The organism is Streptomyces sp. NPDC090108, assembly GCF_044747185.1.
Taxonomy (GTDB): Bacteria; Actinomycetota; Actinomycetes; order Streptomycetales; family Streptomycetaceae; genus Streptomyces.
The window spans coordinates 705,059-718,050 of the sequence record NZ_JBIVDQ010000005.1; the positions used below are offsets into that span (position 1 = coordinate 705,059).

A 12,992-nucleotide genomic window follows, 5' to 3' on the forward strand; every position below is an offset into this window, starting at 1 on the left:
CCGGTGTGCGGGGCCCCGAGTTCCCCCGCATTGAAGCGTGTCGGCCAGACCCCGACAACACCCCGGACACCGGCTCCGGCTCACATCGGCCGGGCGGTCCCCGCGCCGCGCGCCCGGCGGACGCCGCCCCCGGACCGCCCGGGTCCCGGCGTCGTCCACGGGCCCGACGCGGTGTCGGCGCTCGCCAGTAGGGTGTGAGACATGGCCGACCCCTCCAGCTACCGCCCCAGGCCGGGTGAGATCCCGGACTCTCCCGGGGTGTACAGGTTCCGTGACGAGCACCGCCGGGTGATCTACGTCGGAAAGGCGAAGAGCCTGCGCCAGCGCCTGGCGAACTACTTCCAGGACCTGGCGAACCTGCACCCGCGCACCCGGACGATGGTGACCACCGCCGCGTCCGTGGAGTGGACCGTGGTGTCCACGGAGGTCGAGGCGCTCCAGCTGGAGTACTCCTGGATCAAGGAGTACGACCCCCGGTTCAACGTCAAGTACCGCGACGACAAGAGCTATCCCTACCTCGCGGTGACGATGAACGAGGAGTACCCGCGCGTACAGGTGATGCGCGGTCAGAAGAAGAAGGGCGTCAGGTACTTCGGCCCCTACACGCACGCCTGGGCCATCCGGGACACCGTCGACCTGCTGCTGCGCGTGTTCCCGGTGCGCACCTGCTCGTCCGGTGTCTTCAAGAACGCCGCCCGCACCGGACGCCCCTGCCTGCTCGGCTACATCGGCAAGTGCTCCGCCCCTTGCGTCGACCGGATCTCCCCCGAGGAGCACCGCGCCCTGGCCGAGGAGTTCTGCGACTTCATGGCCGGCCGCACCGGCACCTATCTGCGCCGTCTGGAGAAGCAGATGGAGCTCGCGGCCGACGACATGGAGTACGAGCGGGCGGCCCGCCTGCGCGACGACATCGTGGCGCTGAGGAAGGCCATGGAGAAGAGCGCGGTCGTGCTCGCCGACGCGACCGACGCCGACCTCATCGCCGTCGCCGAGGACGAGCTGGAGGCCGCCGTCCAGATCTTCCATGTGCGCGGCGGCCGGGTGCGCGGCCAGCGCGGCTGGGTCACCGACAAGGTCGAGGAGATCACCACCGGCGCCCTCGTCGAGCACGCGCTCCAGCAGCTCTACGGCGAGGAGAGCGGGGACGCCGTCCCCAAGGAGGTCCTGGTCCCGGCGCTGCCCGAGCCGGTCGAGCCGGTCCAGGAGTGGCTGACCGGCCGCCGCGGGGCCAACGTCTCGCTGCGCATCCCGCAGCGCGGCGACAAGAAGGCGCTGATGGAGACCGTGGAGCGCAACGCCCAGCAGGCCCTCGTCCTGCACAAGACCAAGCGCGCCTCCGACCTGACCACGCGTTCGCGCGCCCTGGAGGAGATCGCGGAGGCCCTCGACCTCGACAGCGCCCCGCTCCGGATCGAGTGCTACGACATCTCGCACCTCCAGGGCGACGACGTGGTGGCCTCCATGGTCGTCTTCGAGGACGGCCTCCAGCGCAAGGGCGAGTACCGCCGCTTCCAGATCAAGGGCTTCGCCGGCCAGGACGACGTCCGCTCCATGCACGAGGTGATCACCCGTCGCTTCCGGCGCTATCTCGCCGAGAAGGAGCGCACGGGGGAGTGGACCGACGGCGAGGCCGCCCCCGCCCCCGCCGACGCGCGACCCGCCCCCGCCGACGGGCGGCCCGCCCCCGGCCCCGCCGCGCCGGACGGCGACGCCGACGTGGTCATGCACTCCCTCAAGGACGACGAGGGCCGCCCCAGGAAGTTCGCCTACCCGCCCCAGCTCGTCGTGGTCGACGGCGGACAGCCGCAGGTCGCGGCGGCCCGCCGGGCCCTGGACGAGCTGGGCATCGACGACATCGCCGTGTGCGGCCTCGCCAAGCGCTTGGAGGAGGTCTGGGTGCCCGGCGAGGACGACCCGGTGGTGCTGCCCCGCACCAGCGAGGGTCTCTACCTGCTCCAGCGTGTCCGCGACGAGGCCCACCGCTTCGCCATCACCTACCAGCGCGCCAAGCGCGCCAAGCGCCTGCGCTCCGGCCCCCTGGACGACGTCCCCGGCCTCGGCGATACCCGCAAACAGGCGCTCATCAAGCATTTCGGCTCGGTGAAGAAGCTGCGGTCCGCCACAATCGAGCAGATCCAGGAGGTGCCCGGCGTGGGCCGCAAGACGGCCGAGACCATCGCCGGGTTCCTCGCTCGGGCGGCCCCGGCCGCACCCGCCGTGAACACGGCGACCGGAGAGATCATCGATGACGAGGAACCCGGCACGACGGGGGGTTCCTCGGCGGAGCCCGTCACCGCGGGCGTCCCGGACGAACGACGGGGGCAGGAGACATGACCGAGCACGACGCACAGCCCACAGCGGGCAGGGATCAGGCTGCCGCGGGGGAGCCGCGGCGGACGGCCCAGGAAAACGGAGCACAGGTGAGTACGGACGTCACGCCGGCCGGGGCCACGGAAGCGGCCATTCCCGAACTGGTGATCATCTCCGGCATGTCCGGAGCGGGCCGCTCGACGGCGGCGAAGTGCCTGGAGGACCTCGGCTGGTTCGTCGTCGACAACCTGCCGCCCGCCCTGATCCCCACCATGGTGGAGCTGGGCGCCCGCTCGCAGGGCAACGTGGCGAGGATCGCGGTCGTCGTCGACGTGCGCGGCCGGCGCTTCTTCGACAACCTGCGCGAGTCCCTCGCCGACCTGGAGACCAAGCACGTCACCCGGCGCGTGGTCTTCCTGGAGTCCTCCGACGAGGCCCTGGTGCGCCGCTTCGAGTCGGTGCGCCGCCCGCACCCCCTCCAGGGCGACGGACGCATCGTGGACGGCATCGCCGCCGAGCGCGAACTGCTGCGCGAGCTGCGCGGCGACGCCGACCTTGTGATCGACACCTCCAGCCTCAACGTGCACGAACTGCGCGCGAAGATGGACGCCCAGTTCGCCGGCGAGGAGGAGCCCGAGCTGCGGGCCACCGTGATGTCCTTCGGCTTCAAGTACGGCCTGCCGGTCGACGCCGACCTGGTCGCGGACATGCGGTTCCTGCCCAACCCGCACTGGGTCCCCGAGCTGCGCCCGTTCACCGGGCTCAACGAGGAGGTCGCCGCCTACGTCTTCAACCAGCCCGGCGCCAAGGAGTTCCTGGACCGGTACGCGGAGCTGCTGCGGCTGATCGCCGCCGGCTACCGGCGCGAGGGCAAGCGGTATGTGACCATCGCCATCGGCTGTACGGGTGGTAAGCACCGCTCGGTGGCGACGTCGGAGAAGCTCGCCGCGCGCCTCGCGGCCGAGGGTGTGGAGACGGTGGTCGTACACCGGGACATGGGACGGGAATGACGGAACGTACACGGCGGCTCGGCAGGCTGCGCCGGATGGTGCCGGAGGGGCGGTCCGGCCGCGTCACGGCCGAGACCCGCGCGGCCCGGCCCGCCGAGGCCCGCGGCGCCCGGCCCCGCCGGCGCGGCGCGCAGCCGAAGGTGGTCGCCCTCGGCGGCGGGATGGGCCTGTCGGCCTCCCTCACCGCGCTGCGCCGGATCACCGGCGATCTGACCGCCGTGGTCACGGTGGCCGACGACGGCGGCTCCAGCGGCCGCCTGCGCGACGAGCTGGGTGTGCTGCCGCCCGGCGACCTGCGCAAGGCGCTGGCCGCGCTGTGCGGCGACGACGACTGGGGCCAGACCTGGGCCCGGGTCATCCAGCACCGCTTCCAGTCGCAGGGCGACCTGCACGACCACGCGGTCGGCAATGTGCTGATCGTCGCCCTGTGGGAGCAGCTCGGCGACCATGTGCAGGCTCTGGACCTGGTCGGCAGGCTGCTCGGCGCGCACGGCCGGGTGCTGCCCATGTCCGCCGTGCCGCTGGAGCTCCAGGCCCTGGTCAGGGGGCACGACCCGGAGCGGCCGGAGGACGTGGACACCGTCCGCGGCCAGGCCACCGTGGCCCTGACCCCGGGCGAGGTGCAGTCCGTGCACCTCGTGCCGAACGACCCGCCGGCCGTCCCCGAGGCAGTCGCCGCCGTCCTGGACGCCGACTGGGTGGTGCTCGGTCCCGGCTCCTGGTTCTCCTCGGTCATCCCGCATCTGCTCGTCCCGGATCTGCTGGACGCCCTCGCCCGGACCAAGGCCCGCAAGGTCCTGTCCCTGAACCTCGCGCCGCAGCCGGGAGAAACCGAGGGCTTCTCCCCGCAGCGTCATTTGGAGGTTTTGGGGCGACACGCCCCTAAACTCGCTCTGGACGTGGTGCTGGCCGACGAGGCCGCCGTGCCCGACCGCGACTCGCTCACCGAGGCCGCGAAGCGGCTGGGAGCCGCGGTCGAGCTGGCGCCCGTGGCACGGACCGACGGAACCCCCCGGCACGATCCGGAGCTGTTGGCCGCCGCGTACGACCGTATTTTTCGGATGCATGGAAGGATCGGCCCATGGCGATGACGGCAGCGGTGAAGGATGAGATCTCCCGGCTCCCCGTCACCCGGACCTGCTGCAGGAAGGCGGAGGTCTCGGCCGTCCTGCGGTTCGCCGGCGGTCTGCACCTGGTGAGCGGTCGCATCGTGATCGAGGCCGAGCTGGACACGGCGATGGCGGCCCGCAGGCTCAAGCGGGACATCCTGGAGATCTTCGGCCACAGCTCCGAGCTGATCGTGATGGCGCCCGGCGGTCTGCGCCGGGGGTCGCGCTATGTCGTGCGGGTGGTGGCGGGCGGCGACCAGCTGGCCCGCCAGACCGGTCTCGTGGACGGCCGGGGGCGCCCGATCCGCGGACTGCCCCCGCAGGTCGTCTCCGGGGCCACCTGTGACGCGGAGGCGGCCTGGCGCGGTGCCTTCCTGGCGCACGGCTCGCTCACCGAGCCCGGCCGCTCCTCCTCCCTGGAGGTGACCTGCCCGGGTCCGGAGGCCGCGCTCGCGCTGGTCGGCGCCGCCCGCAGACTCTCGATCGCCGCCAAGGCCCGCGAGGTCCGCGGGGTCGACCGGGTCGTCGTGCGCGACGGCGACGCGATCGGCGCGCTGCTCACCCGGCTCGGGGCGCACGAGTCCGTGCTGGCCTGGGAGGAGCGGCGGATGCGCCGCGAGGTGCGGGCCACCGCCAACCGGCTCGCCAACTTCGACGACGCCAATCTGCGCCGTTCGGCACGGGCCGCGGTGGCGGCCGGCGCGCGGGTGCAGCGGGCGCTGGAGATCCTCGCGGACGAGGTGCCCGAGCATCTCGCGGCGGCCGGCCGGCTGCGCATGGAGCACAAGCAGGCCTCCCTGGAGGAGCTGGGCGCGCTCGCCGACCCGCCGCTCACCAAGGACGCGGTCGCCGGCCGGATCCGCAGGCTGCTGGCGATGGCCGACAAGCGCGCCGCCGACCTGGGCATCCCGAGCACGGAGGCGAACCTGTCGGAGGAGCTGGCGGACAACCTGGCGGGCTGAGCCGGCACGCCCCGCCGACGGCGTCGCCGTCACGCCGGTGCAGTCACCCGTCCGGGTGGCACGCACCGGCGTTTGCGTGTCCGTGAGGCCCCCTTGACTCGATCATGGAGTGACATGAGCCTGGCAACCTGTTCGCCGCTGTGGCGGACCACCGCTAGGGGGGTTCATGCGACACAGAGCGAGATCGGTCCTCGGTATCGCCGCGCTGCTGGCCGGCGCGGCGAGCCTCACACCCATCGCGCAGGCACAGAACGGCAGTCCCGGCAGGGCGGCTTCCGGTGACGGATCCGAGGTCAGGGTCTACCGCGCCGAGGTCACCCGCGAGCAGGTCCCGCTGCTCCTGAAGGCCGGTCAGGACGCCCACGAACTGGGCGACCAGACGGCAGGGAAGGGCAGGACGGCGGTCGAGGTCTACCTCACCGGCGACCAGGCCGGAAAGCTCCGCAAGCAGGGCGTCGGCCTCACCGAGCACACCCTGTCCGCCAGGGCCGAGGCGCGGGTCGAGGACTCCGCGCAGGGCGTGTTCCGCCCGTACAGCGGCGCCGGCGGGCTCAAGGAGGAGATCCTCCGGACCGCTCAGGCCAACCCCGGCCTCGCCAAGGTCGAGTCCATCGGGAAGACCGTCGGCGGCCAGGACATCCTGGCGCTCAAGCTCACGAAGAACGCGAAGACCACGCGGGACGGCTCGAAGCCCGCCGTGCTGTACATGTCCAACCAGCACGCCCGTGAGTGGATCACGCCGGAGATGACACGGCGTCTGATGCACTACTACGCGGACCACTACAGGACGGACCGGCGGATCAAGAAGATCGTCGACTCCACCGAACTGTGGTTCGTCCTCTCGGCCAACCCCGACGGCTACGACTACACCTTCCGCGACTCCGGCACCCGCCTGTGGCGCAAGAACCTGCGGGACGTCAACGGCGACGGCGTCATCAGCACCGGCGACGGCGTCGACCTCAACCGCAACTTCCCCTACAAGTGGGGCTACGACGACGAGGGGTCGTCGCCCAACCCCACCAGTGAGACCTACCGCGGCCCGAGTCCCGAGTCCGAGCCCGAGACCAAGGCCCTGGACGCCTTCGAGAAGCGCGTCCCGTTCACCTACGGCATCAACTACCACTCCGCCGCCGAACTCCTCCTCTACGGCGTCGGCTGGCAGGTCGCCACCCCGACCCCCGACGACGTGCTCTACAAGGCACTCGCCGGGACCCCCGAGAACCCGGCGATCCCCGGCTACCACTCCCAGGTCTCCTCGGAGCTGTACACCACCAACGGCGAGGCGGACGGACACGCCGGGAACGTCAACGGCATGGCGATGTTCACCCCCGAGATGTCGACCTGCCAGACCGCCTCGGACATCGACCCGAACGACTCCTGGAACGCGTCCGACTGCCAGTCGGTCTTCAACTTCCCCGACGACGAGAAGCTGATCCAGCAGGAGTTCGAGAAGAACGTCCCGTTCGCGCTGTCGGTCGCCGAGACCGCCGCCCACCCGGACAGGCCGGTCTCCTCCGTCGGGCTGAAGGCCGCCGACTTCACCCCGGCCGCGTTCTCCACGTCGTACTCCCGCGGCGCCGACCAGGAGGTCTCGGTCACCGTCCGCAAGGCGGTCCGGGACAAGGAGCTCAAGTACCGCGTGAACGGCGGCCGTACGCTCGACCAGGCGCTCAAGCCCTGGAAGGGCGGGCGGACGTACGGCGGGGCGGACCACCTGTACTTCGACGAGTACCGGGCCAAGGTGCAGGACGGCGTCCCGGGCGACAAGGTCGAGGTGTGGTTCACCGGTGAGACCGCGGACGGACGGAAGGTCTCCAGCTCCCGCTTCACCTACACCGTCGCCGAGCGGCCGAAGGCGGACACCCTCGTCGTCGCCGAGGAGGGCGCGGCCGCCACGCAGGCCGGCACCTACGCGGACGCGCTGAAGGCGGCCGGGCACAAGGCGGTCGTGTGGGACGTCGCCACGCAGGGCGCCCCGGACGCGCTCGGTGTGCTGAAGCACTTCCGGAACGTCGTGCACTACTCGGGCACCGCGGGTCCCGGCAACGCCACGCAGCTCCAGCTGCGCGCCTACCTCAACGAGGGCGGCCGGCTGATCGAGGCCGGCGAGCAGGCCGGCGGCAGCGTCGACCTCGGCGACGGCACCCTGTCCAACGACTTCAGCCAGTACTACCTGGGCGCCTACAGCCGCACCTCCACCAAGGGGGCGACCGCCTTCACCGGCGCGGGCGGCCTCGACGGCTACTCCGGCGCCCTCGGTGACGCGCCCGGCAACCCGCTCGACAAGGCGGGCACCTACGGGGTCACCTCCGACGAGCTGTCGCCCTCGGCGTACCCGCAGTTCAGCAGCGCCGGCGCCGGCCGCTTCGCCGGGACGGTCAACCCCTACGGGCCGTACAGCGGCTCCGCCATGGCCGCCGCCGTGCACACCGACGACGCCTACAAGCGCCTCACCCGCACCGTCGACCTCACCGGGGTCACCGCCGCCGACAAGCCGGCCCTGAGCACCCGGCTGCTGTGGGACACCGAGCCGGGCTACGACCACGCGGTCGTCGAGGTCCACACCGTCGGCGCCGACGACTGGACGACCCTGCCGGAGACGGGCGGGGCCACGCGCACCGACGTGCCCGCCGAGTGCGGGGCCGGGTTCCTGATCGCCGAGCACCCCTGGCTCAAGCACTACCTGACGATCTCCGGCAACGACTGCTCCGCGACCGGGACCACCGGCGCGTGGAACAGCCTCACCGGCAGCTCGGCCGGCTGGCAGCAGGTGGGCTTCGATCTGAGCGCGTACGCGGGGAAGACCGTCGAACTGTCCATCACCTACATCACCGACCCGGGCAGCGGCGGACACGGCGTCCTCGTCGACGACGCCTCGCTCGTCGTCGGCGGCAGCGCCAGGGAGACCGAGGGCTTCGAGACCTCGCTGGGCGCGTGGAAGGCGGCCGGACCGCCCGCGGGCAGCCCGGAGGTGCTGAAGGACTGGACCCGCACCGGCACGCTCTTCCAGACCTATGGAGCGGTCACGACCCACGACACCGTGCTGCTCGGATTCGGCCTGGAACAGGTGCCGTCGGCGGCCGACCGGGCGGCCCTGCTGGGCAAGGCGCTGGCCTCACTCGACAAGTGAGCGGAGGCCCCTCTCAACGGTGCGTGGAGAGAGGCCTCCTCAGGTGAGCCGACCCGCTCACGAACGAGTGAAATGACCGTCAGAAAGCACCGTCAATCTCTATCAAATGGGGGTGAAACGAGCCACGATCCAGGGTGGTCCGTACCCCTACTGGTGGGTACGGACCGCCTGCCCTTGTATGCGGCATCTCGATGTCACTGCGGGGCCCCCGGAGGGGTAGGGTCGTGGGTGGTCGGGGACATCCCAAATACAGCTCGCCGGCACCGCATGGCCGGCGTACCAACGAGGAGATCGGTTCGTGACGATCCGCGTAGGCATCAACGGCTTCGGCCGTATCGGGCGTAACTACTTCCGCGCACTGCTGGAGCAGGGTGCCGACATCGAGGTCGTGGCCGTCAACGACCTGGGTGACACCGCGACCACCGCGCACCTGCTCAAGTACGACACGATCCTGGGCCGCCTCAAGGCTGAGGTCACGCACACCGCCGACACGATCACGGTCGACGGTCACACCATCAAGGTGCTCTCCGAGCGCAACCCGGCGGACATCCCGTGGGGCGAGCTGGGCGTCGACATCGTCATCGAGTCGACCGGCATCTTCACCAAGCGCGACGACGCCGCCAAGCACCTGGCCGGCGGCGCCAAGAAGGTCCTCATCTCGGCTCCGGCCAAGAACGAGGACATCACCATCGTCATGGGTGTCAACCAGGACAAGTACAACCCGGAGACGGACCACGTCATCTCCAACGCCTCCTGCACCACCAACTGTGTGGCGCCGATGGCGAAGGTCCTGGACGAGAACTTCGGCATCGTCAGCGGTCTGATGACCACGGTGCACGCGTACACCAACGACCAGCGCATCCTGGACTTCCCGCACTCGGACCTGCGCCGCGCCCGCGCCGCCGCCGAGAACATCATCCCGACCACCACCGGTGCCGCCAAGGCCACCGCGCTGGTCCTGCCGCAGCTGAAGGGCAAGCTGGACGGCATCGCCATGCGCGTCCCGGTCCCGACCGGCTCGGCCACCGACCTGGTCGTGGAGCTCCAGCGCGAGGTCACCAAGGACGAGGTCAACGCCGCGTTCAAGAAGGCCTCCGAGGACGGCGCCCTCAAGGGCTTCCTCGCCTACACCGAGGACCCGATCGTCTCCTCGGACATCGTCGGCGACCCGGCCTCCTGCACCTTCGACTCGTCCCTGACCATGGTCCAGGACGGCAACACGGTGAAGATCCTCGGCTGGTACGACAACGAGTGGGGCTACTCCAACCGCCTCGTGGACCTCACGGTCTTCGTCGGCGGCCAGCTCTGATCGACCCAGCAGGACCTTGAAGCGATAGCAGGGCCCGGGCAGCGCACGGCCGCGCTGCCCGGGCCCTGTCTCGCGCACGGACCACGGCCTTTTACGATCAGGGGCATCACGAGCCCTCCTCAGGAGTCCACTCATATGAAGACGATCGACGAACTTCTCGCCGACGGTGTCGACGGCAAGCGGGTATTCGTCCGCGCCGACCTCAACGTGCCCCTGGCCGACGGGGTCATCACCGACGACGGCCGCATCCGCGCCGTACTGCCCACCGTCAAGGCCCTCGCGGACGCGGGTGCCAAGGTGATCGTCGCCTCGCACCTCGGGCGCCCCAAGGGCGCCCCGGACCCGGCCTTCTCGCTGCTGCCCGCCGCCGAGCGGCTCGGTGAACTCCTCGGCGCCCCGGTCGCCTTCGCGGAGGACACCGTCGGCCCCGCCGCCCACGCGGCCGTCGACGGTCTGGAGCCCGGCCAGGTCGCGGTCGTCGAGAACCTGCGCTTCAACCCCGGCGAGACCTCCAAGGACGACACCGAGCGCGCCGAGTTCGCCGACCGGCTGGCCGCCCTCGCCGACGTCTACGTCGGTGACGGCTTCGGCGCGGTGCACCGCAAGCACGCGTCCGTGTACGACCTCCCGGCCCGGCTGCCGCACTACGCCGGCTACCTGATCGCCAATGAGGTCGGCGTCCTGAAGAAGCTCACCGAGGACGTCAAGCGCCCGTACGTGGTCGTGCTCGGCGGCGCCAAGGTCTCCGACAAGCTCGCCGTGATCGACAAGCTCCTCGACAAGGCCGACCGCCTGCTGATCGGCGGCGGCATGGCCTACACCTTCCTCAAGGCCAAGGGCCACGAGGTCGGCATCTCCCTCCTCCAGGAGGACCAGATCCCGGCAGTCAAGGAGTACATGGAGCGCGCCGAGAAGAGCGGCGTCGAGCTGGTCCTGCCGGTCGACGTCCTGGTCTCCCCGGACTTCCCGGACCTGAAGACCAAGGCGCCGGCCCGGTACACCGTGGTCGACTCGGACAAGATCCCCGCCGACCAGGAGGGCCTGGACATCGGCCCGAGGACCCGGGAGCTCTACGCCTCGAAGCTCGCCGACGCCGAGACCGTCTTCTGGAACGGTCCCATGGGCGTCTTCGAGCACCCCGACTACGCCGAGGGCACCAAGGCGGTCGCCCAGGCTCTCGTCGACTCGGACGGCTTCACCGTCGTCGGCGGCGGTGACTCCGCCGCCGCCGTGCGTACGCTCGGTTTCGACGAGAACGCATTCGGCCACATCTCGACCGGCGGCGGCGCCTCCCTCGAATACCTCGAGGGCAAGACGCTCCCCGGTCTCGCCGCACTGGAGGACTGACCTGTGAGCACGCGCACGCCGCTGATGGCGGGCAACTGGAAGATGAACCTCAACCACCTCGAGGCCATCGCCCACGTCCAGAAGCTCGCCTTCGCCCTGGCCGACAAGGACTACGACGCCGTAGAGGTCGCCGTCCTGCCGCCCTTCACCGACCTGCGCTCCGTGCAGACCCTGGTCGACGGCGACAAGCTCAAGATCAAGTACGGCGCCCAGGACATCTCCCGGCACGACTCCGGCGCCTACACCGGCGAGATCTCCGGGCCGATGCTGGCCAAGCTGAAGTGCACCTTCGTGGTGATCGGCCACTCCGAGCGCCGGCAGTACCACGACGAGACCGACGACGTGGTGAACGCCAAGGTCAAGGCCGCCGTCAAGCACGGCCTGACCCCGATCCTGTGCGTCGGCGAGGAGCTGGACGTCCGTGAGGCGGGCAACCACGTCGCCCACACCCTCGGCCAGCTCGAAGGCGGTCTGAAGGACGTCCCGGCCGAGCAGGTCGAGACCATGGTGATCGCCTACGAGCCGGTGTGGGCCATCGGCACCGGCAAGGTCTGCGGCACCGAGGACGCGCAGGAGGTCTGCGCGGCCGTCCGCGGCAAGATCGCCGAGCTGTACTCCCAGGACGTCGCCGACAAGGTCCGCATCCAGTACGGCGGCTCCGTGAAGGCCGGCAACGTCGCCGAGATCATGGCGCAGCCCGACATCGACGGCGCCCTGGTCGGCGGTGCCTCGCTCGACACCGACGAGTTCGTCAAGATCGTGCGGTTCCGCGATCAGTAGGACGGACCGTGAGTAGGCGGTAGCGGCGATACGTCGTACCCTTGCGGGGGCACAGCCTGGTGCTGTGCCCCCGCAGTCCATCCGAATCCGAGGAAGTTGGTCCAGCCGTGGTTCTGGGGTTCTCGATCGCCCTGATCGTCTTCAGCCTGTTGCTGATGCTGCTGGTGCTGATGCACAAGGGGAAGGGCGGCGGCCTCTCCGACATGTTCGGTGGCGGCATGCAGTCGTCCGTCGGCGGCTCCTCGGTCGCCGAGCGCAACCTGGACCGCATCACCATCGTGATCGGCCTGCTGTGGTTCGCCTCCATCATCGTGCTGAGCATCCTGATGAAGTCGAACAGCTGAAACGCTCTCAGGCGAACAGCTGATCATCGTCTCACAAGCACATACATTCCGTACGTAAGGCCCCATGTTCGGTACGCGCTCCTGAGCGCGGCCTATCATGGGGCTTGCGTCTAGGTGCGGGGTTGGTCGGTAACTCCAATCCCTGGACGCGCGTTGGGCCTTACGTAGACTGAGGCGCTCGCGGCGAAGCGTCACGCCGACTCGCTTCGCGGCACCATCACGCAGGGAGTTACGACCGTGGCAAGTGGCAACGCGATCCGGGGAAGCCGGGTCGGGGCGGGGCCGATGGGCGAGGCCGAGCGCGGCGAGTCCGCACCCCGGCTGCGCATCTCCTTCTGGTGCTCCAACGGGCACGAGACACAGCCCAGTTTCGCCAGCGACGCGCAGGTCCCCGACACCTGGGACTGCCCGCGCTGCGGCTTCCCCGCCGGACAGGACCGGGACAACCCGCCGGACCCGCCGCGCACCGAGCCGTACAAGACGCACCTCGCCTATGTGCGGGAGCGGCGCAGCGACGCGGACGGCGAGGCGATCCTCGCCGAGGCGCTCGCCAAACTGCGGGGCGAGATCTAGAAGTTGTTCCCCGGGCCGCTCCCGGGTTTTCCTGGCCTTCTTCTCCGGTGCGCTGTCCCGATGTACGTCCGGGTGCCCCGCCGGCGGTGTCACGACGGCCCCCGCCCCGGCCTGATCA

General features: G+C 70.5%; 10 protein-coding genes. All 10 read left to right on the forward strand.

The genetic code is table 11. From position 1 onward, the window contains the following. Positions 1–201 precede the first annotated feature (201 nt). The 10 genes from uvrC to ACIPRD_RS21400 all read left to right on the forward strand — a co-directional run bounded on the left by uvrC (position 202) and on the right by ACIPRD_RS21400 (position 12,874). Positions 202–2,334: an excinuclease ABC subunit UvrC gene (gene uvrC / locus ACIPRD_RS21355; RefSeq protein ID WP_401565039.1), complete on the forward strand. Its 2,133-nt coding sequence runs from the start codon at positions 202–204 to the stop codon at positions 2,332–2,334. Next, positions 2,331–3,320: an RNase adapter RapZ gene (gene rapZ / locus ACIPRD_RS21360; protein ID WP_356398782.1), complete on the forward strand. Its 990-nt coding sequence runs from the start codon at positions 2,331–2,333 to the stop codon at positions 3,318–3,320. Before uvrC ends, rapZ begins: the two co-directional genes overlap by 4 nt. Beyond that, positions 3,317–4,411, forward strand: a complete 1,095-nt coding sequence (yvcK, locus tag ACIPRD_RS21365) for a uridine diphosphate-N-acetylglucosamine-binding protein YvcK (protein WP_401565042.1) — start codon at positions 3,317–3,319, stop codon at positions 4,409–4,411. Before rapZ ends, yvcK begins: the two co-directional genes overlap by 4 nt. Further along, complete coding sequence (gene whiA / locus ACIPRD_RS21370; RefSeq protein ID WP_356398786.1) at positions 4,402–5,391, forward strand: DNA-binding protein WhiA; 990 nt, start codon at positions 4,402–4,404, stop codon at positions 5,389–5,391. The genes yvcK and whiA overlap by 10 nt, the downstream gene beginning before the upstream one ends. Positions 5,392–5,557: 166 nt before the next feature. Next, the gene (locus tag ACIPRD_RS21375) at positions 5,558–8,521 is read left to right on the forward strand and encodes a M14 family zinc carboxypeptidase (RefSeq protein ID WP_356398788.1); all 2,964 of its coding nucleotides are present in this window, start codon (positions 5,558–5,560) and stop codon (positions 8,519–8,521) included. A gap of 298 nt (positions 8,522–8,819) precedes the next feature. Further along, positions 8,820–9,830, forward strand: a complete 1,011-nt coding sequence (gene gap, locus ACIPRD_RS21380) for a type I glyceraldehyde-3-phosphate dehydrogenase (protein ID WP_356398790.1) — start codon at positions 8,820–8,822, stop codon at positions 9,828–9,830. Positions 9,831–9,965: 135 nt separating this feature from the next. Further along, a complete protein-coding gene (locus ACIPRD_RS21385) occupies positions 9,966–11,177 on the forward strand; it encodes a phosphoglycerate kinase (protein ID WP_356398792.1) in 1,212 nt (403 codons plus the stop codon). 24 nt (positions 11,178–11,201) lie between these two features. Continuing rightward, positions 11,202–11,957, forward strand: a complete 756-nt coding sequence (gene tpiA, locus ACIPRD_RS21390; RefSeq protein WP_401565177.1) for a triose-phosphate isomerase — start codon at positions 11,202–11,204, stop codon at positions 11,955–11,957. Between the two features lie 107 nt (positions 11,958–12,064). Next, a complete protein-coding gene (gene secG, locus ACIPRD_RS21395; protein WP_356398796.1) occupies positions 12,065–12,301 on the forward strand; it encodes a preprotein translocase subunit SecG in 237 nt (78 codons plus the stop codon). Positions 12,302–12,538: 237 nt separating this feature from the next. After that, positions 12,539–12,874 carry an RNA polymerase-binding protein RbpA gene (locus ACIPRD_RS21400; RefSeq protein WP_003957010.1) on the forward strand — a complete coding sequence of 112 codons (336 nt, stop codon included), beginning with the start codon at positions 12,539–12,541 and terminating at the stop codon, positions 12,872–12,874. The last annotated feature ends 118 nt before the right edge of the window (positions 12,875–12,992 follow it).